This window comes from Sphingomonas psychrotolerans (assembly GCF_002796605.1).
GTDB lineage: Bacteria > Pseudomonadota > Alphaproteobacteria > Sphingomonadales > Sphingomonadaceae > Sphingomonas > Sphingomonas psychrotolerans.
This window is the reverse complement of the sequence record NZ_CP024923.1, coordinates 3847129-3867532: the sequence shown is the minus strand read 5'-3', so window position 1 is coordinate 3867532 and position 20404 is coordinate 3847129. Positions and strand designations below refer to the sequence as shown.

The 20404-nt window shown below is 66.2% G+C and carries 16 protein-coding genes and 1 pseudogene; 6 read left to right on the top strand and 11 right to left on the bottom strand.

The annotated features are described in order from the left end of the window. Positions 1-45 precede the first annotated feature (45 nt). From CVN68_RS17570 to CVN68_RS17560, 3 genes are all read right to left on the bottom strand, one after another. A complete protein-coding gene (locus CVN68_RS17570; RefSeq protein WP_100283345.1) occupies positions 46-1242 on the bottom strand; it encodes an NnrS family protein in 1197 nt (398 codons plus the stop codon). Positions 1243-1314: 72 nt separating this feature from the next. Continuing rightward, positions 1315-3591: a nitric-oxide reductase large subunit gene (locus tag CVN68_RS17565; RefSeq protein ID WP_100283344.1), complete on the bottom strand. Its 2277-nt coding sequence runs from the start codon at positions 3589-3591 to the stop codon at positions 1315-1317. A gap of 178 nt (positions 3592-3769) precedes the next feature. Beyond that, positions 3770-4246, bottom strand: a complete 477-nt coding sequence (locus CVN68_RS17560; RefSeq protein WP_100283343.1) for a pseudoazurin — start codon at positions 4244-4246, stop codon at positions 3770-3772. A 194-nt stretch (positions 4247-4440) separates the two neighbouring features. Here CVN68_RS17560 and CVN68_RS17555 point away from each other — a divergent pair, with 194 nt between their 5' ends. Further along, positions 4441-6657 carry an adenosylcobalamin-dependent ribonucleoside-diphosphate reductase gene (locus CVN68_RS17555; RefSeq protein WP_100283342.1) on the top strand — a complete coding sequence of 739 codons (2217 nt, stop codon included), beginning with the start codon at positions 4441-4443 and terminating at the stop codon, positions 6655-6657. A gap of 3 nt (positions 6658-6660) precedes the next feature. On the opposite strand, the gene hemN is transcribed toward CVN68_RS17555, so the two are convergent. The 7 genes and pseudogenes from hemN to CVN68_RS17525 all read right to left on the bottom strand — a co-directional run bounded on the left by hemN (position 6661) and on the right by CVN68_RS17525 (position 14842). Next, positions 6661-8013, bottom strand: coding sequence for an oxygen-independent coproporphyrinogen III oxidase (gene hemN / locus CVN68_RS17550; RefSeq protein WP_199560118.1), 1353 nt, complete (start codon positions 8011-8013; stop codon positions 6661-6663). Between the two features lie 40 nt (positions 8014-8053). Continuing rightward, positions 8054-9214 carry a PepSY-associated TM helix domain-containing protein gene (locus CVN68_RS17545; protein WP_100284498.1) on the bottom strand — a complete coding sequence of 387 codons (1161 nt, stop codon included), beginning with the start codon at positions 9212-9214 and terminating at the stop codon, positions 8054-8056. A 2-nt stretch (positions 9215-9216) separates the two neighbouring features. Then, positions 9217-9843, bottom strand: a complete 627-nt coding sequence (locus CVN68_RS24350; protein ID WP_324870294.1) for a TonB-dependent receptor domain-containing protein — start codon at positions 9841-9843, stop codon at positions 9217-9219. An 89-nt stretch (positions 9844-9932) separates the two neighbouring features. Then, positions 9933-11222, bottom strand: a pseudogene (locus CVN68_RS24345) (TonB-dependent receptor); the annotation flags it as partial. Positions 11223-11498: 276 nt separating this feature from the next. Continuing rightward, a complete protein-coding gene (ubiM, locus tag CVN68_RS17535; RefSeq protein WP_233503412.1) occupies positions 11499-12761 on the bottom strand; it encodes a 5-demethoxyubiquinol-8 5-hydroxylase UbiM in 1263 nt (420 codons plus the stop codon). A 1257-nt stretch (positions 12762-14018) separates the two neighbouring features. Continuing rightward, positions 14019-14552, bottom strand: coding sequence for a general stress protein (locus CVN68_RS17530; RefSeq protein ID WP_233503411.1), 534 nt, complete (start codon positions 14550-14552; stop codon positions 14019-14021). Positions 14553-14572: 20 nt separating this feature from the next. Further along, entirely contained in the window at positions 14573-14842 is a 270-nt protein-coding gene (locus CVN68_RS17525; RefSeq protein ID WP_100283338.1) for a GlsB/YeaQ/YmgE family stress response membrane protein, read from the bottom strand. Between the two features lie 221 nt (positions 14843-15063). Here CVN68_RS17525 and CVN68_RS17520 point away from each other — a divergent pair, with 221 nt between their 5' ends. The 5 genes from CVN68_RS17520 (at position 15064) to CVN68_RS23405 (ending at position 19873) form a co-directional block, all read left to right on the top strand. Continuing rightward, positions 15064-16476: a helix-turn-helix transcriptional regulator gene (locus CVN68_RS17520; protein WP_158298942.1), complete on the top strand. Its 1413-nt coding sequence runs from the start codon at positions 15064-15066 to the stop codon at positions 16474-16476. Between the two features lie 60 nt (positions 16477-16536). Then, on the top strand, positions 16537-16680 hold the full coding sequence (locus CVN68_RS23415) for a hypothetical protein (RefSeq protein WP_158298941.1): 144 nt from the start codon (positions 16537-16539) through the stop codon (positions 16678-16680). A gap of 176 nt (positions 16681-16856) precedes the next feature. Further along, entirely contained in the window at positions 16857-17015 is a 159-nt protein-coding gene (locus CVN68_RS17515) for a helix-turn-helix transcriptional regulator (RefSeq protein ID WP_199560318.1), read from the top strand. A gap of 334 nt (positions 17016-17349) precedes the next feature. After that, positions 17350-19293, top strand: a complete 1944-nt coding sequence (locus CVN68_RS23410) for a hypothetical protein (RefSeq protein ID WP_158298940.1) — start codon at positions 17350-17352, stop codon at positions 19291-19293. Between the two features lie 193 nt (positions 19294-19486). Next, positions 19487-19873: a histidine kinase gene (locus CVN68_RS23405; protein ID WP_158298939.1), complete on the top strand. Its 387-nt coding sequence runs from the start codon at positions 19487-19489 to the stop codon at positions 19871-19873. A gap of 77 nt (positions 19874-19950) precedes the next feature. Here the strand turns inward: CVN68_RS23405 and CVN68_RS17505 are convergent, their stop codons facing one another. After that, the gene (locus tag CVN68_RS17505) at positions 19951-20367 is read right to left on the bottom strand and encodes a TrbC/VirB2 family protein (RefSeq protein ID WP_158299044.1); all 417 of its coding nucleotides are present in this window, start codon (positions 20365-20367) and stop codon (positions 19951-19953) included. Positions 20368-20404 lie beyond the last annotated feature (37 nt).

Sequence of the window (20404 nt, the reverse complement as noted above, 5' to 3'; positions counted from 1 at the left end):
TATTGGGATGTTGACCCTAGGGTGCGTGCCGGAGGCGCCCGCCCGTCAGGGCTTCCCGTCCGGGCGCGGGCCGATCAACATCGGGCCATAAGCGAGCACGAACAGCACGAACGCCCCGCCCCATGCCGCGCCGGCGATCTCGATCGCGCGCATATAGTCGATCGGCAGCAGCGGCGCGGCGACGCGCAGCGCCGCGCCGAGCGTCACGAGGATGTAAATCGCGCGCGTGCTGAGATCGGCGGCGAGCGGCCGGCCGGTGTGGCCCCGCGTCGCGCGCGTCATCACCGCGAGCGTCATCGATGCCATTGCCCCCGCCGAAAGCGCGTGGAGCGCGGCGGAGACGGGGATTTGCCCGAGGAAGATGCTGCCGCCGAGCAGCAACAGACCCAGCGGGAGCCACGCATAGGAGGCGTGCAGGATCAGCACGAGCGGCTCGCGCACGACCCGATGGCCCGCCCAGCGCGCAAGGCGCGCGGCCTGAAGAATGCCGGCGATCAGCAGCAGTGCGCCCGCATAGGGCGCATAGGGCACGGCGGCCCACGCGAGGAGCGCGATCACCGTGGCGGCGATCGTCGCGATGTCGAAGCGATTGGCCTGTGGCGGAAGATGCTCGGTTTTTCCCTGGCTGGTCAGCCAGTTGCGGGTGAACGCCGGGATGATCCGGCCGCCTATCAGCGTGATGAGCACCAGCACGATCGCGAATCCCAGTCGCCAGCCGAGCCCGGCGGGAACGGCGAGGCCGAGCGCCTCGGCATGGTCGAGCGCGGTGGCGAAGGCGAAGAGCGAAACCGCGATGACGATCGGGAAGTTGCGGTTGCGCGCGGCGATGACCTCGCGCGCGGCGATCACCGCGAGGACGGCGAGGAAGCCGATGTCGAGCCCGATCGCGAGCGGCGCGCCGAGCGTCGCGGAAAAGAGCAGCGCCAGCCGCGCGGTCAGCCACAGCAGCGCGAGACCCGCCAGCGGCGCGCCGGCCATCGGCGGACGGCCGGTCCAGTTGGGGATGGCGGTGAGCAGGAAGCCGCCGATCACCGCGCCGAGATAGCCGAACAGCATCTCGTGGCGATGCCAGGCGAGCGGATCGAGGTGGCTGGGCAGCTCGAGCCCGACGGAAAGCACGGCGACCCAGAGCACCAACACGATCAGCGCCCAGAGCGCTCCGCCGAGGAAGAAGGGCCTAAAGCCGCCGCGGAGCAGCTGCGGAATGCGCATCGGGCTCTCGCCTTGGGAGTCGGTCTTCATCGCGGGTACCTGCGCTTGTCGTGAAAAGGAGGCCGGCCCCGCCCGAAGGCGGGACCGGCCGGGCGATGCCGCTTATTCGGCGGGCATCAGTTCCGGCTCGCGGACGTCGGCCGCAGGCTGACGGCGACCGAGGAACATCTTCGCCACACACAGCGCCAGCAGCATCGCGCCGATGCTGAAGACGATGTCCCCCGGAACCCGCATCCACACCAGCGTCTCCATGACGGTGCCGTGGACGATTTCCGGCGAGCGCGCGTACCAGAAGCTGTTGGTCACGCTGTGATACGCCTGGTAGAGGCCGGACGGTACGAGGCTGAGGAAGACCATCCCCGCCAGCCCGAGGTTGAGCGACCAGAAGACCGCCTTGAGCAAGCCCTCTGACCAGACGGCATCGCGGAAGGCGGTGCGCAGGCAGAACAGCATCAGGCCGATACCCAGCATCCCATAGACCCCGAAGAGCGCGGCATGGGCGTGGCTGGGCGTCATGTTGAGGCCCTGGATATAGTAAAGCGAGATCGGCGGATTGATCGCGAAGCCGAGGATCCCCGCGCCCACCAGATTCCAGAACGAGACTGCGACGAAGAACAGGATCGGCCATTTATAGGTGAGCACCCACGGCGCGGCCTTGGTCCTCCGATAATTGTGCAGCGCTTCCACGCCGAGCAGCGCCAGCGGCACCACCTCGAGCGCCGAGAACATCGCGCCCCAGGCAATGATGGGTGTGGTCGTGCCCGAGAAATAGAGGTGATGGAGCGTGCCGAGGATGCCGCCGGTCAGGAATACCGCGGTCGAGAAGACCACCGCGATATTCGCCGCACGCGCGCGCACCAGCCCCAGACCCGCGAAGATGAGCGCGATCACCGCAGTGGCGAACACCTCGAAGAAGCCCTCGACCCACAGGTGGACCACCCACCAGCGGAAATACTCGATCATCGAGAGCGGGCTGTGGCGACCCCAGGTGAGCGCCGCGCCGAAGAACAGCCCGATGCACACAGTCGATACGAAGACCATGCCGATCAGCCCGCGGCTCTCCGACGGCGTCCTCAGCGCCGGCCAGAGTGCCCGACCGACCAGGGTCAGCCAGAGCATCAGCCCGATGAAAAGCAGGATCGCCCAGAAGCGGCCGAGATCGACGAATTCATAGCCCATATGGCCGAACCAGAAGTTCGCGGCATGCCCCAGCTTCTGCTGGATCGCGAACCACTCGCCCGCGAACGATCCGATCACGACGACGAGCAACGCGACCCACAGGAAGTTCACGCCCAGCTTTTGAAACCTGGGTTCGTGGCCCGAGAGCATCGGCGCGACATAGAGGCCGGTGGCGAGCCAGGCAGTGGCGATCCAGAAGATGCCGAGCTGGGTGTGCCAGGTGCGGGTAAGCGCATAGGGAATGTAGTCTGAGATCGCGACGCCGTAAAAATCCTGCCCCTCGACGGCGTAATGGGCAGTGATCGCGCCGAGCACCACCTGCGCGAGGAACAATCCGATGACGGTGACGAAATATTTGGTCGTCGCCTTCATCGAGGGAGTGGGCTTCATGCCGAGCAGCGGATCCTGCGCCGGAACGTCGGCATGCTCTTCTTCGCCCTGACGCGCCTGATACCAGGTCAGCCAGCCGACCCCGGCGATCAGGAACAATACGCTGGCGATCGACCAGATGCCGAGCGCGGCGGAGGGCGTGTTGCCGACCAGCGGCTCGTGCGGCCAGTTGTTGGTATAGCTGATCGTGTCGTCGGGGCGATTGGTAACGCTGGTCCATGCCGTCCAGAAGAAGAAGGCGCCGAGGCTGGCGCGGTCCGTCGCGTTGGTGAGCGAGCGCTCGGGAATCGCATAGTCGATGCGCAATTCCCGGAGGGCCGGATCGCTGCTGAACAATTTGGTGTAATGATCGGCGACCTCGGCCATCGCCTGCCCGCGCTCGGGCGAGACGGTGATCGCGCCGGTGCCGGCATCGTAGCTGTTGGTGCGAAGCTCGTCCTTCAGCCGCTGTCTGAGCGCGGCCTGGTCTTCCGAGCGGAGTTGCGCGAACGGCTTGCCGCGCTCCTTCTTCGCCCAGATGTCGAGCAGCGCGGTCGCCTCGCGGTGGAGCCAGTCGGCGCCCCAATCGGGCGCGACATAGCCGCCGTGACCCCACACCGAGCCGAGCTGCATGCCGCCCAGCGTCTGCCAGACCTCGCGGCCCGTCTGGACCTGCGCTTTGGTATAGAGGGTGTCGCCCATGGTGGTGACGACGGTTTCGGGCACCGGTGGTGCCTTCACGAAGATCTCCCGGCCGATAAGGCCGAGGATTGCGAAAGAGATGACGAAAATCGCCCCCAGCCACAACCATAGCTTCTTTGAGTTGATCATCTTACCCCCGATGGGTTTGAAGGAGACTGCGCGATAGGGCGGCGTGGCGCTCCCGAAAATTCGTGGGCGCGACCTAGGGTACGTACCGGAGGGAGAATTCCGGAGGGGCGGCCCGGGCGCGTTCGAAAAGCCAAAGGGCGCCGCCTTCCGGCAGCGCCCTTCGATCATCGCCCGTGGATCAGCGGACGCCGGCGAGGAGTCCCGCCATCACCGGCTTGGCCTTGCCCGGCAGGCTCACTGCCTTGGCCTGGGCGAGATTGGCGGGATTGCCCACGATCACCACACCGACCATGCCCATGCTCAGATGCGGAGCGCATTTGAAGCCATAGACGCCGGGCTTGGTGAAGGTCACCGTGAGCGGCTTGCTGAGCGCGCCCTTGAACGGCTGGGCGCCAGCGGGAAGCATTCCCGGGATGGTCTCCACATTGTGGCCCATGTCGTTCGGGGTGAAGGTCACGCTCTGGCCGGGCTTGATGCGGACGATCGCCGATTCGAACACCATCATGCCCGCAGCGCCGCGATTGAGCATTTTGACCGTCGCCGCTGGTGCGGCCGCAGGCGCCGGGGCGCCGGGCGATCCGAGGGCGAAAGCCGCGACGGCGGGAAGGGCGACGGCGAGCGCAACGGCGCTGATCTTCAGAGCGGTGATACGCATTTAAATCTCCATTCGACTGAAGGGCGACTTTTGCCCTTGGCTGAAGCCTTGTTGCGCCCGAATCACCGCGGACCGCGTGAGCTGGATCAAAAACGGACGCGGCCCCGCTGATTTGAGGCAGATCAAACGCGCCGCACGCGCCCTCCCCCATCGCTGGGCTCAATCCGCCAAAACCGCTGCGAGGGGACAAAATCATGGAATTCGCGAACGCGCTTGCCGAAGAGATCTGGTCGGCCAAATACCGCTTCCAGCCCGCGCCGGACGAGGGCGACGCCAGCGTCGATGAGACGATCGATCGCGTCGCCGCGGCCATCGCCGAGGCCGAGCTGCCCGAAACGCGCGACGCCTGGCGCGCGCGCTTTGAGGAAGCGCTGACCGACTTCCGCTTCATCCCCGCCGGCCGCGTGCTCGCCGGTGCCGGCACCGACCGCTCGGTCACGCTGTTCAACTGCTTCGTGATGGATACCATCCCCGACAGCCTCGCCGGCATCTTCGCGCATCTGCGTGAAGCCGCGGTCACGATGCAGCAGGGCGGCGGTGTGGGGATGGACTTCTCGACCATCCGCCCCTCGGGAAGCGCGGTGCGCGGCGTAGGCGCGCAGGCCTCGGGCCCGATCAGCTTCATGGATTGCTGGGACTCGATGTGCCGCACGGTCGAATCGGCCGGCCAGCGACGCGGCGCGATGATGGGATGCCTGCGCATCGATCATCCCGACATCGAGGCTTTCATCGATGCCAAGCGCGATCCCAGGCGCCTGCGCAACTTCAACATATCGGTGCTCGTCACCGACGCGTTCATGAAGACGCTCGCCGCGGGCGGCGAATGGCCGCTGGTCTTCGAGGACGAAGTTGTTCGCACCGTCCCCGCGCGCGCTCTCTGGGAACGGCTGATGCGCGCCACCTATGACACCGCCGAGCCCGGGGTGATCTTCATCGACCGGGTCAATGCGATGAACAACCTCGCGCATTGCGAGACGATCGCGGCGAGCAATCCGTGCGGCGAGCAGATGCTGCCGCCTTATGGCGCGTGCCTGCTCGGCTCGATCAACCTCGCGCGGTTCGTCGATCGCCCCTTCTCCGGCGGGGCGGCGCTGGACGAGGAGGCGCTTGCCGAGGTCACCCGCGTCGCGGTGCGCATGCTCGACAACGTCATCGACATCTCGCGCTATCCGCTGCGCGACCAGGAAGTGGAGGCAAAAGCGAAACGGCGCATCGGGCTGGGCGTCACCGGGCTCGCCGACGCATTGCTGTTCGTCGGCGCGACCTATGGCAGCAGCAAGGCCGTAACGCACACGCGCCGCTGGCTCGAGGTGATCAAGCGCGAAGCCTATCGCACCTCGGCGCTGCTCGCGCAGGAAAAGGGTGTCTTCCCGCTCTACGACACGTCGATGCTCGATCGACCGAATCTAACCTCGCTCGACGCGGAGACGCGCGCGCTGATCGCCGGGCACGGCCTGCGCAATGGCTGCCTCACGTCGATCGCCCCCACCGGAACGACCTCGCTGCTCGCGGGCAATGTCTCCTCGGGTATCGAACCGGTCTTCGCTTATTCCTACACCCGCCGGATCCGCCAGCCCGACGGCAGTACCCGCGAGCAGGCGGTGGAGGATTATGCCATGCATATCTGGCGGCGCGAGAAGGGCGACGCCGAGCCCCCGGCCGAGCTGTTCGTCAGCGCGCAGACGCTCACCCCGTCGGACCATCTGACGATGCAGGCGGCGGCGCAGGCGCTGGTCGACAGCTCGATCTCCAAGACCGTCAACTGCCCCGAGGACATCAGCTTCGACGCGTTCGCCGACATCTATGTCGAGGGCTATCATCTGGGGTGCAAGGGGCTGACCACCTATCGCCCCAATGCGGTGACCGGCTCGATACTCAGCGTCGATGCGCCGGCCAAGGCCGAGGCCATCGAGGAGATCGCGCTCGCGCCGCGCGCAGAGGCGCTCGACGGCACGACCTACAAGCTGCGCTGGCCCGAAAGCTCGCACGCGGTCTACGTCACCATCAACGACGTGCCCGACGGGGACGGCCGGCGTCCGTTCGAGATCTTCGTCAACTCCAAGAATATGGAGCAATATGCCTGGACGCTGAGCCTGACGCGGATGATCTCCGCCGTTTTCCGTCGCACGCGCGACGTCGCGTTCGTGGCGGAGGAACTCAAGGCGGTGTTCGATCCGCGGGGCGGGGCGTGGATGCACGGGCGATACGTGCCCTCGCTTCCCGCCGCGATCGGCGGAATCATCGAGCGCCACATCGGCGGCCTCGACCATCCCCACCCGCATCCGCATGCCGAGACCGCGCCCACGGCAAAGGCGACCCCGCCGATCTGCCCGCAATGCGGCGCCGCATCGCTGATCAAGGTCGAAGGCTGCGCCAACTGCCTCGACTGCGGCTATTCGAAATGCGGGTGAGCGCTAGACCGCGCGCGAGTGCCGCGCGTTCGTCTGCCCCAGATATTCGTCGAACGCCGCGGCGACGGCGCGCACCAGCGGGCGCGCGTCGTGCGGCACTTCGATCAGCCCGCCCTCGAGCGTTACCAGCCCGTCAGCAACCAGCGCCGGGATCTCGGCCGCGCCGGCGAGCATCCGTGTCGCATCGCTCCCATGCCGTCCGCACAAATCGGCAAGGTCGACGCGATAGTCGCACATGATCCGCTCGATGATCGACGCGCGTAGCCGGTCCTCGCCCTGAAAGGCGCACACCTTGGTGCTCGCGGTGCCGTGCCCGGCGACTCGCTTCTGATAGTCGCCGATCAGCACGGCGTTCTGCACATAGCCCTGGGGCAGCCGTCCGATCGACGAGGCGCCGAAGCCGAGCAGCGTCGCGCAGCCATCGGTGGTGTAGCCCTGGAAGTTGCGGTGCAGCTTGCCCGCCGCCGCTGCCTGCGCGAGTTCGTCCTCGGGGAGCGCATAGTGATCGAGGCCGATGCGGACATAGCCGGCGCCTTCGAGCAGGCCGGCGATCGCTTCCGCCTGCGCATGCCGCTCGGGCCCGCTCGGCAGCGTCGCCTCGTCGATCTTGCGCTGGTGGATCTTGAAGCTGGGCACGTGCGCATAGCCGAACACCGCGAAGCGATCCGGCCGAAGCTCGAGCGCGCGCGCGACCGTATCGGCGCAGGAGTCGATCGTCTGGAGGGGAAGGCCGTAGATCAGGTCGAAATTGACGCCCGCGACGCCCGCGGCGCGCAAGCCGCGGGTCGCCGCGGCGGTCTGCTCGTAGCTCTGGATCCGGTTGATCGCGCGCTGGACCACCGGGTCGAAGCTCTGGACGCCGAGGCTCGCGCGGGTGATCCCGCCCTTCCCCAGTGCGGCGATCATCTCGGGCTCGAGCGTGCGCGGATCGAGCTCCATCGCGACTTCGGTCGCTGCGTCGATCCCGACGGTCGCGCGGAGCCGTTCCATCAGCGCGAGAAACTGGTCCGGATGCATCAGGCTGGGCGTGCCGCCGCCGAAATGGATATGGCGCGCGGGCAGCACCCGCCCGATCCGCGCGCCCGCCCATGCGATCTCCGCGTGAAGCGCATCGAGATAGCGGGCGATCGGCGCGTCGCGCGCGGTGATGGTCGTATGGCAGCCGCAATACCAGCACATCGACCGGCAGAACGGAACGTGCAGATAGACCGACACCGGCTCGCCTTGCGGCAGCGCCGCCAGCCATTCGCCATAAAGCTGCGGGTCCATGCCCGGCGCGAAATGCGGCGCGGTGGGATAGCTGGTGTAGCGCGGCAACGCGCGATCGGCGTAGCGGCTGATGGTTTCCGGCGTCACGTGCAACTCCTGCGGATGGTCGAGCGCCCGGCGCTCTAGCTCAAGCGAGGTCGGGCTGCCCCTTGGGGACGTACCGGATGGGAATTCTCCGCGCCTTGGCCAATCTGTGCGCCCGCGCCTTGTGCCGCCAGCGCAGGATCCCGGTGACGAAGAGCAAAGCCGGCAGTAGTCCCGAGACGAAGACCAGCATTCGCCCGGCAAGCCCGAACGCCTCCCCATTGTGGAGCGGGTGGAGCCAGTTGAGCGCTTTGTCCCCCCATGAATCGAAACGCGGATCGCGCACCGCCAGCACCCGCCCCGAATATTGATCGATCCACACATTGGTGCGCGGGAAGCGCTGGCTCGGCTCGTGCGGCTGCGCGAGGTTGATGCGGTAGACCCCGCCCGGCCCGTCCGGAGTTTCGATCCAGGCGAGGCGGGCATGCGGGAAGCGCCGCGCGGCGATGGCCACGGCGGCGTCCACGGCGATGCGCGAAATGCCCGGTGCCGAATGCAGCACCGGCGGGCGATGGAGCGCGCTGACGCTGGAGAGCAGCGGCTTCACCTGATCGGGCAAGTCGAGCAGCGCGCCCGTCGCAGTGACGACGGCGAGGAGCACCAGCCCATAGACACCGGAGAGGCTGTGGATGTCGTAGACCCGCCGCTGCGGCGCGGCGTGCGGCTTGGGTGCGAGTGCGCCCCTGAGCCGCGCCGCCGCCGGCCACCAGAGACAGAGGCCCGACGCGAGCAGCAGCAGCGCCAGCAGCCCGGCGACCCCGACGATGCCCGCGCCCGCCGATCCGGCGAGCAGGCGATAATGGAGATCGTAGACCCAGGTCATCCCGCCCTCGCCCCAGCCCTGCTGGCGGACGATGCGCATCGCGCCCGGATCGACCCAGGCGAGCAACGGCGCGAAGCCGCGCTTGGCCGCCTGCGGGGTCTGCATGTAGCGCGCCGGAACCGCTCCCCCGCCCGGCTGGACCTCGATCCGCCACGCGCCTTGCAGCGCCGGATTGGCGGCGCGCAGCGCGCCGAACACGTCCTCCCAGCGCGCGGGTTGCGCGCCCGGCGCGGCGTGAACCGGCGGGTGCATCCCCGCGTCGATCCCGCGATAAAAGACCAGCGCGCTCCCGCTCAACCCGAGCAGCGCGAACAGTCCGCCGAGCGTCAGCCCGATCCACAAATGGAACTGCACCCATGCGCGCCGGGCGGGACCCGTCATGGTCAGAACTTCGCCGCCAGCGCCGCGAATATGCTGCGCTTGTCCATCGGCGAATGGAGCGTCTGCGCGCCGTCCCACCAGACATATTCGGCATAGCGATTGGCGAGGTTCTTGACCTGCACCTCGAGCTCGAGATGGTCGGTCAGCGCGTGGCTCAGCTCGAGGTTGAACTGCACATTGTCGCCGTAACGCGCGGTGCTGTTGGTCTTTTCGAGATAATAGCTGCCCTGCGCGGTGCCCCATAGCGACACGCGCCAGCGCTTGGTGGGCTCCCACGCGAAGCCCGCCGAGGCGAGGAACGCGGGCACGTGATCGATCTGCTTGCCGAGGCTCTCGGGGCTGGCCGGATCGGGCTCGGTGATCTTGCCCTCCTGCCAGCCGATGCTGCCCCAGGCCTCGATCCCGGCGGCGGGGCGCGCGGTGACCTGAAGGTCGACCCCGCGGCGGCGCGTGGCGCCGAGATTGTCATAGTCGCCGGCGGGATCGTTGAGCTTGCGCCGCACTTCGCCGGTGGCACTCTGCTCCCAATAAGCCAGCCGCGCCTCCAGCTTGCGCCCGGCGGCGTATTTGGCCCCCGCCTCCCAGCCCTGGTTGATCGAGGCGGCGAGATCGGTGACGCGCGGCGGCACCTTGTAGGTGCCCGCGCGCCCACGCCGATCTGGAAGGTGCGTCCCCAATTCCCGTACAGCGTCAGCCCGCCCAGCGGCTCGACTGCGACGTTGATCTTGGGCTGTTCGATCGCGCCATAATCGTTGACCGGATAGCTCTGGCCGGTGAGCCGATCGGCGAACGATCCCCCAACCCAATCGACCCGGAACGCCGGAACCAGCTTGAGCCAGCGCGTCGGCTCGATGACCGCCTGGATATAGGCGCCGGTGACGTCGAGATCGAAATCCTGGTCGCGGGTCTGGCGGGTGCGGACGCGTTCCGCGGTGTTCCAGCGCAGGCTGTGGTTCGACTGCGCCTGATGGTCGCCGCCGGTTTCGAGGGTGAGATTGTGGAGCCCGACAAATTCGGGGCGCCATTTGACGTGCCAGGTCACGCCGCGCTGCTGCTCGTCGGCATAGCGCTCCTGCTGCGAAACGCCCGCGCTGAACCGGATGAACCGCCGGTCGTCGAAGGTGTTGAGATAGCCGCGGAGGCTGGCGTCGAGCCCTCGTGCGAGATCCGCCTCGGCATGCAGGCTGTACTGGCCGATCCGGCGCTCGCCGCCGTCGCTGCGCGAGATCGCATAGGATTGGCGCGGGTCCGCACGCGCATCGGCTTCGCTCAGATAGCCGGGCTCTTCGGCCTCGCTGCGATAATGGCGCGCGATGGCGCCAAGCCGCACGTCGCCGCCCGCGGGCGCGTAGAACCACTTGCCCGCCAGCGCCAGCCGATCATAGTCGCTGTGCGCGCGAAACCCGTTGGAGCGGCGATAGCCGACGAGATAATCCTGCGTGAACGCCCCCAGCCGCAACCCGCCAGCTGCCTGCATGTCCAGAATCTGGTGGCTGCCATAACCGAGCCGTGCCGCAACGCCCTCGCCGCCGGTGCGCGTCCGCACCGATGCGTTGCCGGCGATGTTGTGCAGCCCCCAGCGCGGGTCGCTGGTGCCGCGCACCGTCTCGATCGACGCGATGTCGAGCGGGAACAGCATGTCGATGAAGGGCATGTTGCCGTCGTTGGTGTTGCTCGGGATGCCGTCGATCAGCAGCTTCACCGCATTGATCTCGCCCTCGCCATTGAACCCGCGGAACGAGAATTTGCCCGAGGTGGTGCCTTGGTTGAAGCTGGTGAGCGTCACGCCGGGCGGCCTTCCGAGGAGTTGCCAGGCATTGTCGACATTCTGGCGCTCGATGATGTCGGCGCCGAGCCGGTCCACCGAAGTGAGCACGCTCGCCGCGGACTCGCGGTCGCGACGGCCCACGACCAAAATCTCGCCGATGACGAGCGAGGGATCCCGGACCTGGAAGTCGGATGGCGGGGCCGGCCGATCGTCGTCCGCCCGGGCTTCCGGAACCCCCATCGCCGCCAGCAGCAGCACCGCCCCTATCGCGCGCATGATAACCCCCGTATCTTCGAGGCCCGGGCGGGCGGCACCCCATGTGCCGATCGCAGGCCGATCTTGAGGGCGGCTTTCCTCCCGGCCGCGTGCAGCCGCAACTTCGGTGCCGTGCCTAGGGGAAGATACGAATGCCCCGCAGCGACGCGATCGGTCTGGTTGCGTTGCGGCGTCGGTTGACGTCGCGTTCAAGCCGCAAATCGCGGTCGCCGAAAGGAAACCGGTCGCAGCTTGCCGATGCTAGGCCAGCATGGTGCCAATCATCGTTCGGGGGAGCCGCGTGCGCGCGCCGAGGCCTAGCAGCGCCCCGCGCAGCGCGCGCGCATGGGGGCGCTCGTCGGTGTAGAGCGACACGATGTGGTTGGTGGCCTCGAACACCGGCCGGCACAGCAACCGGTGCCGCTGCTCATAGCGGCGCAGCGGCCGGAGATCGCCGAGATCGCTGCCGCGTCGTGCGCTTTCGGCAAGCTGGCGCGCGAGCGTCGCCTGACCCTGGATCCCGAGGTTGAAGCCGTGCGCGGTAACCGGGTGCATGCCGACCGCAGCGTCGCCGATCAGCGCCGCGCGGGGCGCCACGAACCGGTGCGCGAAGGTGGTGACGAGCGGGTAGCGGAAGGGCTCGGATAGTAGCGTGATGCTGCCCCAGCGGCGCTTCGACCGGCGCTCGAGTTCGGCGGCGAGGGCCGCGGGCGGCAGTGCGCACAATTCGCGGATCTCGCGATCGCCCAGCGTCAGCACGAACGACGATTGCCGCGGCTGCAGCGGCAGCAGCGCGAGAGTCTGGCCGTGATCGAACCATTCGGTGGCGATCTGGCCGTGATCGTGTTCGTGCGCGACCTTGACCACCAGCATCGATCGCCCGAGCGCATTCATCTCCGCGCCGAGCCCGAACGCTTGCCGCGTCTGCGACAGCCGCCCATCGGCCGCTACTACCAGCGGCGTGCGCAAGGTGCGCCCGTCGTTCAGGGACAGCGCCGCGCTCGCGGGCTCGAACGCGATACCTTCGACATCGCGCTCGACGAGCCAGTCGAGCCCGTCCTGCCCGGCCACGCCCTCGAAGAGCGCGCGCCGCAGGTCCTGGTTCGACACCATCTTGCCGAGCTCGCGGCGCCGGCGCGCCGGATCGAGCACCAGTGCGCGCTTCGCGCCGCCGTTGAGGACGTGCGCCGCGGCAAGGCTGGCGACGCCGCCGGGCGGCAGGAGGTGCCGGACGCCGAGATCGTCGAGGATTCTCACCGAGCGCTGGCTGAGCGCGATTTCGCGCCCATCATAATCGGGCCGGGCCAGCGCGGCGAGCGGCTGGCGCTCGATGATCGCGAGCTTGAGCCCGAAGCCGGCAAGCGAGCGCGCGAAGGCCAGGCCGATCGGACCCCCTCCGACGATTGCGATATCATAATCCATCCGGCTCGTGATAGCCGAGCGCGCCTCGGTGCGCTTGACCCAGGTCAAACCGGCGCCGGCATCCGGCGCAATGGCCCGACGGTTGCGGTGCCAGATTTCCAAGGCTGGGCGGCGTTCCGCCTCGACAAGATCGGCCTCTCTGTTGACGTTAGAGCATTGCTCGCCAAGCCATCCGGCACGGCCGAACCCCACCAGTTCAGCGAGCCGTCAGCGAAGGGTTTGGTGAGCGCATGGCATCACCCCTACTCGGGCGCATTAGGTGATCAATTCCATTTGGAGAGCGATCCTCCCTCGCACCTGCCGTTCGCGGATTGGTGACCGCGCGGCCGCTTTTGGATCTGCTTCTCGCAGCCCGAACGGCGGACTCTGGGCGCATAGCGGCAACGCTATGGTTGCCTTCTCCCTCGCTCGCCCAGCGCCATATTTTAGGACGACGAGCGGCTCTATTCCTCACCGTGCCCGCTGCATCAAGAGGAATAGAGCTGGAGAGAGCGACCAGACTTGGTTCCCGGCACACGGACAGCAGGGAGTGGCCAGCGCCCCCGAAATTTAGCTGGAGCGGAATGGGTTGGGAAATAACGGTTTTGGAGCAGGTTCGGTTGGGCAGGTAAGGTTGGGAACCCCGGGTTCCCGTGCGTCTGGGGTGCAGACACGGGTTGGCCCAACACCGGCTGCCGGTTCGATGAAGCGGCACTAGGCAGGGAAATCGTTGCGGGTAGTTGCAAGGGCCAGCCGCGGACGGCGCCACGGCCACACAACGTTGCATGCAACGGTTGCATTTCGCCGGCGATTGCCGCGTATTTGCGACCATTAGTTCTCAACCTGAAGGTATATCGGTTTCGGGAAGCAGCGCGGCAACGCTGAACGAACGCTATTGGGCGCATTCCCGCGCGTCAGCTATGCCCACACCTGCCCGGCGGCTCTTGGGCCGAAAGCCGTCGGGCAGCTTCAAGTATGATCGATCAAAAGCCGCCACTCGCTCGGTGCTACGCCGGCAGCTTACACCAACACCTGCCCAGCGGTTTTTGGGCCGCTTCCAGACTGTCGGCTTTTAGGAAGCAATGGCGCGATAGCTGCCATTAAATTTTGGCGGGCGTCCGCTTTGGTCCGCTCCCACTCCAATGACGGCGATGCTGGCCCAAGGATCGGGAGGCAACCTTTTTGACCCTTCTGCGTCAGCTGAACTGTGGCCGGCGCCTCGAGGCGGGCGACGAGATCGTCGCTTCGCATGCGGTCCGAAAAGTCGGCCATATCAATCGCTGAACACTGGAGGCTTGATGTCTCCCGCTCCCTCGCCGTGGCGGCGCCGGCCAGTCGTTTGCGCACCGGGAGGTGAACGTCCTCCCGGTGCGCAGCCGATCAATAGCTGGACACCCGCGAACGCTTCGAGTTGTGGCCACCATTGCGATAAAGAATGTCGCTCGCCGTTTCCGGGGTCACGCTGGCGTCGGTCGTATCCACCGACACGAAAACGCCACCGCGACCGAGGTGATCGCCGTAATAGGCGGTGTCGTCCTCGCTGACGCCGTGCTTCACCAAGGTCTCGCTAAGGGTGCCTGCTGCAGCGCCAGCGAGTGCCCCGATGGCGGCGGCGCCCGGAACGGCACTCGCAGCTATTGCTCCCGCGGCTACCAGCGGACCGACGCCCGGGATAGCGAGCGCTGCAATGCCGAGACCGGCGCCGAGCGCCCCTCCGCCGAGGATTCCGCGCAGCACGCTGCCATTGTCCTCGTCGACGACCTCACCGGTGGCGTCCTCGGTAGTTGCGGCACCCTCGTTTTGGGTCACGACCGAGAGCGCCTCGTGTGGCACTCCGGCGGCGCGGAGCTCTTCCACTGCGCGCATCGCTTCCGCGCGAGTGTCGAATACGGCCGAAGCCAGATGGGACATCATCATTGGTTCTCCTGTGGATTTCAACGAACGGAGCCCCGGCGGACGAGATTGACGACCGCGAGCAGGACGACTGCGCCGAGCAACGAGACGAGAATGGACGGGATGCTGATCTCGCCGCTGGTGATGGGTGCGCCGCCAATCAGGGGCGTGAGAAGGAAGCCGGCAACAAGCGCGCCGACGATGCCCACGACGATATTGAGGACGATGCCCTGCTGGGCGTCCGTGCGCATGATCATGCTGGCGACCCAGCCGATCAAACCGCCTACAATTAGAAGGACGATGATGCCCATGACTGCTCCTTTGACGAGGTTATTCGAGCGGCATTAACGGGCACGACCATCACAATGTTCAGATGCTGCTCGGTCCAGTAAGCGCGCTTGTTAGTGCAGGTGCACTAGCGTGGTTGGTATCGAGCAGCGGAACGAACCTGCGCGCAGAGACTTCAGATCACATGCCAACCGTCGATCCGCCCCCGTTGTTGCAGCCCACATTCCGGCATTTGGAGCAGTTAATGGCCCAGCTGCTGGACGGAGTGATCCTGATCGATCCCACCGGAACGATCCTGAGCGCCAACGCCGCCGCCCTGCGGATGCACGGCGTGCGCACGGCGGCGGGACTGGGAACGACGGTCGAAAGCTATGCCGAGCGTTTCTCGCTACGCGGGCAGGATCACCGCGCGCTGAAACGTCGCGAGTATCCGCTGTTCCGCCTCCTTGCCGGCGAGAGCTTCCCCGACCTGATTGTCGAGGTTGCGCCCGCAGGCGAGGACGACGTCCGCTGGGTACACCAGGTGCGCGACGTGACCATGGACGATGACGGCGGCGAGCCGGACTGCCTGGCGCTCGTTATCAGCGATGTCTCGGACCGTTTCGATGCGGAGGCACGGTTCAGGGCATTGTTCGAAGCCAATCCGGCACCGGCGCTGATCGTGCGACTGCGCGATCAGCGCATAACCGAAGCCAATCCGGGTTTTCTGGGGCTGACAGGCTTTCAGCCGGATCAACTGGCTGGTCGGACTCTCTTCGGGCTCGACCTGCTCCAGGATCTGCCCGATTCTGCCGCCTTTCGCGAGCAGGTGGAGGCGGGTCAGATCGTACCGCAGACCGAGGCGGAGTTATTGGTTGTCGACGGGTCACGGCGGCGCGTTCTTTTTGCTGGCCAGCCGGTCGACGTCACCGGGGAGGACGCCCTGTTGCTGACCTTCGCCGATCTCGAGCCGTGGCGACGGGCGCAGAATGCGCTCGCCGAAAGTGAGCGGCAGCTTTCCTCCATGTTCGAGATGGCACCGGTCGCCATGGCTATCACAAGCGACGCCGATCACAGGGTCCGCCGTGTCAATGCCGCCTTCCGTCACCTAACCGGGTTTCACGAAGAGGAGACTGTTGGGCGCACCGTCGACGAGTTGCAGCTCTGGGAGGATGGGGAACAGCGCGAGGCAGCCGAGAAGGAAGTGAAGGAGTACGGTAACTTCCGCAATCGGGAGGGGCACCTGCTGCCGAAAGGCGGAGCGCCTGCTGACTGCCTCGTCTCGGCGGATACGATCAGCGTGGAGGGCGCACCTTGCGTGCTGTGGACCTATGAGGACATCACCGAGCGACGCCGCAGCGAGCAAGAACTGGCTGCGGCCATTGACGAGGTGATGAAGGATGCGAGTTGGTTAAGCCGCTCGATCCTGGACAAGGTCGCCAACCTGCGGCGACCCGGAGCCCCGATACCTCCGGTCGACCTCAGTCCGCGTGAACGTGAGGTGCTGGAACTTATTTGCGACGATCTGGACGACGCCGCGATAGCGCAGCGATTGGCGCTCTCGCGCAATACCGTGCGCAACCATGTTGCCCGCCTTTACACCAGGATCGGTGTCAACCGACGAAGCGCTGCAGTGATCTGGGGTCGTGAGCGAGGAATGGGGCGCAGGTCTGAGTAACGGACGGGCCCGGACCCGCCGGTCTCACCTGAGCGTTGAGCCAGACACTAGGAGAGCAAAATGACGATGAACCCGAAGCCAGGCAACGAGCCCGATTCCAGTGACATGTCGATCGAGCACGATCTCGACGCGGAGGTGCGCAAGCCTGCAGATCCAAACCTTGCCGAGGAAGAGGAGGCCGCGAAGCTCGGCGATTTCGCATAGAATGGCAGGCGCACAACCGCACGCCGGTAGCTGGACAGAGCGACTGGCGCTCGGCTTCAGTGGCGTTCGCCCCCAGGCACACGCTCTCGCCGGCGAAGTTTCCAGACGATGATGCCATCCCCTTCGTAATCGAATTCCACCTCACGCTTATCCGGCTCCACGAGGCCCGCCGTCGCATGATCGCAAACCATGCGGGTGCAGCCGAGGTGGGGTTCGCGGTTGGTTATGAAAGCGCCTCGCAGTTCAGCCGTGAGTACAAGCGTCTCTTCGGAGCGCCGCCGTGTCGGGACACAGAGAGGGCAAAGGCAGGTTTGGGGCGCATCAATCCGCACTGATCAGGCGACAGCGCCGCATCCATCCTTCGTTACGCCGTTCAAGCTCGTGCAACCCGCTCGCTTCGCATGTTTGGGATCGATTGCTATGACCGTCACATGTCGCGCGCAAATTCCTATCAGGCAATTGGGTGCTTCAGCGCTGCGGGTCACCGAGATAGGCGCGGGCCGCCGACGATCTAATCATATCGTGTAGGGCGCGGTGCCCGCCGTCCATCGTAGACCTTGCGACAATGATGACGTCGCAAGGAACGGAATGATGGTAGACGCAGTCGGCGGTGGCGGCTCCAGCAGGGATAGCTCGCGGAATGACTCGGCATCCTCCAGTTCGAGGTCGATGCAGGAGTCGGCGCAGCGCAGCGCCGCTACCCCCCAGGATACAAAGGCGGATCCGCAGCGCTCGCTGGCAGAAGCGGCAGCCAAGGGTACTCCGGTGGAAGCAGGGAACGCTCTGCGCGCGCTTGACACGCAGAATGACGGGAACCGCGCCGCGACCAATGCGCAGGTGGAAGCCCAAAAAACGTCGAGCGTGGCCAATGGCGTCTATTCCGCCACCCAATCGGTGTCGACGACGACGCGCTCGGTTGATGGCGTGGAAGCCGTGACCGATGAGCGCAAGCAGACCATCTCGGTCAACAACAAGAGCGCGTCGATCAGTAATACCACCACCCGCACTGCCACGACCCAGGAATATGACGATGCGGGCAAGGCAGTGCACAGCGATCCAGCGACCGGGACTCCGGCTGAAACGGTGCAATCGAGGTCGCAGCAGACATCGACGAAGTCGATAGACGCCAACGGCATCAGCGCGACCAAGTCCGTTTCGGAACAGCGCGGCAGCTACGGCGTCGGCGCCGAAAGCAAGACTTCGCTCGGCGAAAAGGGTGTTACCACCGGCGGGACCGTTTCCGGCAATATCGGCGACCTGAATGCCAAGGCAAATGGCGGCATCACTGCCAACAGCCAGGGTGTCACGATCAGCGGCGGCCTGAACGTCAATGCCGGCCCGATCGGCGTCCAGACCAGCGTGGAACAGGTCAGCCAGACCGGGCTGACCAGGACAACCACGGTGACCTCCGCGAAGATCGGAACCGTGCCGGGCACGCCTGTAACCGCCGCGGTGGAATACAAGCAGACCAATGTCAGCCAGGCCAGGCACAATCTCGACGGCACCGTCACCTATGACGTGACCGGCGAGACGAAGGTGGGCGGGACAGTTGGCATCGATGCGAAGCAGACGAAGGTCGATGCCTCGCTGACGACCGGTTATCGCACCGTCCACTCGATCACTGTCGCCAAGGATGTCAATGTTACGACCATTGACCCCACCAAGCCGGCCAGTTGGCCCGCCGGCACCCGGGTGACGATGAAATCTGAGGATTTCAACGCCAATACGCTCAGCGCTTCGTATCAGAATGTCGGGCTTACGCTCAGCCAGGAAAGCAGCCTCGGCACGACCGTGTCCATCGAGAAGCAGGCCGATAATACCGTCTCCGTGACGGCCGGGCCGACGGCGGGCTTCCTGTCCAACGGCAAGCTCTCCGCCGATCTGGCAGGCTTCGGCGCGCAGATCGGGGTCGAGAACAAGACAAGCATCAGCGCGTTCAGCAGCTTCAATCTCGATCTCGACGCGCCTGCCGCCCAAAAGGCGCTGAGCGAGGTGCTGAGCGGCCAGAAGCCGCCACAGGCGAGCACGGTTGGCGTCAGCAATTTTGCGACGACCAACACGCTCACGAACAACTACAACCTGTCGGCGCAGCTGAACACGCCGCTTGGCCCCCTGGGTCTTGGCCGGAAGGTAAATGACCAGAATGTCACCACCACGCTTGCCGATGGCAGCGTCACCTTCTCCGATACGTTCGATCCGAATGCCGATGGCAAGCCCGAACTGACCATCAGCGGGGCGATGGTCAACGACGTTGCGGTGGAGCGGACTTTCTCCTTCCACCTGAAGGCCGCCGACGAACAGGACGTGCAGACTTTGCAGGCCACTACCGGCAATATGGGCATCAAGGTTGGCGACACCGTGAATGTGTCGCTGACGGAAGCACAGTTGCAGGATCTGCGCCTGGGTAACCGTCCGGCGGAAACCACGCTGCACGAACGGCAGTTCAGCAACGCCGCGCTGGCGGAGAACATCACGCTCACCGGCAGCACCCAGGGCATGGCCACGCAACTCGCCAGCATGCTTTCGGCGAACCGCTTCGGCGATCACGCGTCGCCGGCGCAGATGTTCGACTCAAGCGCGACGATGCCCGGCACGATCACGGTTACGCGGTAATATCAGCCTCGGCAGCGCGTCCAACAATGACGGTGTATGGAACACTGCCGGCGCAACGCTGGAATTCGAGATCCGGCCCACCTTCCTGCAGAGCTGGCCATTCAAGCTGCTGTGCGGCGCAACGCTGCTCGGGCTGCTCTGGCTCGCTTACAGAATGCGAGTGCGCGCCATCGCGGGGCGCATCCGGTCTCGCATGGCCGAACGCGAACGGATCGCACGCGAGCTGCACGATACGCTGATCCAGAGCGTGCAGGGTCTTATCCTCCGCCTGCAGCTGATCGCGGAGGATCTGCCCGCGGGTCAGGCGCAGCGCGCGCCACTGGAGGACGCGCTCGACACCGTCGACGCGATGCTGGGACACGCCCGCGACCGGGTGCTGAACCTTCGTGCCGCAGCCGACGATAGCGCCGACTTTGAAGCCATGCTCGCGAGGGCTGCTGAAGCGCAGGACCGGGCGAGCGGGCCGCCGGTCGCCGTGTTCGTCGAAGGGCGCTTAGCGGCCGGTGGCGCCGTCGATGCGCTGTTCAGCCTTGTCCCTTTTCACTGGCCGCCAGTGCCGGCAGGCGGTGCTGCGCCGTAGCACGCGGTCGCGCGCGCCAGCGCGCGAGGCGTCCCCCTCCTTCACATCCGCGGGCCGCTACACTTGAGGCAGTCCAGTCACTGCGGCACCGCGGCCCCGGCATAAGGATCATAGCCTGCCGGTCGCTGCGGCAGCGTGGCGAGCGGCGATAGGTCGGGCGTCATGGGTCGTGGCGAGGCAAGCACGGGCCCGCCCCCCTCGCCCACGGCGCTTTGCAAACCGGCCACGATGCTCGATGCCCCGAACAGGATGAAACACCCGACGATGACCGTCACGGCCCGGCGAAGATCGACGCGCCCGCTCAAGGCCATGAAGCCCATGCTCGCGACGGAAATCACGGCAACGGTGGTGGCGATGGTTCCGAGCAGGGTTCCTTCCAGCCATCGAACGGCGGCGACAATCGCGCCGGAGCCCGCTGGATCGTTGAAGGAAGGGGCGTAGCCCAAAGCTGCGGTGGCCTCCCACGCAGCTGTGAAACCTGCAAAATCGAACATGCTCTGCATGCTGCGCTGGAGACAGCTGCCGATCAAG

Coding starts and splice junctions, on each gene's coding strand:
- CVN68_RS17570 (WP_100283345.1), bottom strand. CDS start 1,242: ATGAAGACCGACTCCCAAGGCGAGAGCCCGATGCGCATTCCGCAGCTG.
- CVN68_RS17565 (WP_100283344.1), bottom strand. CDS start 3,591: ATGATCAACTCAAAGAAGCTATGGTTGTGGCTGGGGGCGATTTTCGTC.
- CVN68_RS17560 (WP_100283343.1), bottom strand. CDS start 4,246: ATGCGTATCACCGCTCTGAAGATCAGCGCCGTTGCGCTCGCCGTCGCC.
- CVN68_RS17555 (WP_100283342.1), top strand. CDS start 4,441: ATGGAATTCGCGAACGCGCTTGCCGAAGAGATCTGGTCGGCCAAATAC.
- CVN68_RS17545 (WP_100284498.1), bottom strand. CDS start 9,214: ATGACGGGTCCCGCCCGGCGCGCATGGGTGCAGTTCCATTTGTGGATC.
- CVN68_RS17530 (WP_233503411.1), bottom strand. CDS start 14,552: ATGATGTCCCATCTGGCTTCGGCCGTATTCGACACTCGCGCGGAAGCG.
- CVN68_RS17525 (WP_100283338.1), bottom strand. CDS start 14,842: ATGGGCATCATCGTCCTTCTAATTGTAGGCGGTTTGATCGGCTGGGTC.
- CVN68_RS17520 (WP_158298942.1), top strand. CDS start 15,064: ATGGCCCAGCTGCTGGACGGAGTGATCCTGATCGATCCCACCGGAACG.
- CVN68_RS23415 (WP_158298941.1), top strand. CDS start 16,537: ATGACGATGAACCCGAAGCCAGGCAACGAGCCCGATTCCAGTGACATG.
- CVN68_RS17515 (WP_199560318.1), top strand. CDS start 16,857: ATGATCGCAAACCATGCGGGTGCAGCCGAGGTGGGGTTCGCGGTTGGT.
- CVN68_RS23410 (WP_158298940.1), top strand. CDS start 17,350: ATGCAGGAGTCGGCGCAGCGCAGCGCCGCTACCCCCCAGGATACAAAG.
- CVN68_RS23405 (WP_158298939.1), top strand. CDS start 19,487: ATGGCCGAACGCGAACGGATCGCACGCGAGCTGCACGATACGCTGATC.
- CVN68_RS17505 (WP_158299044.1), bottom strand. CDS start 20,367: ATGTTCGATTTTGCAGGTTTCACAGCTGCGTGGGAGGCCACCGCAGCT.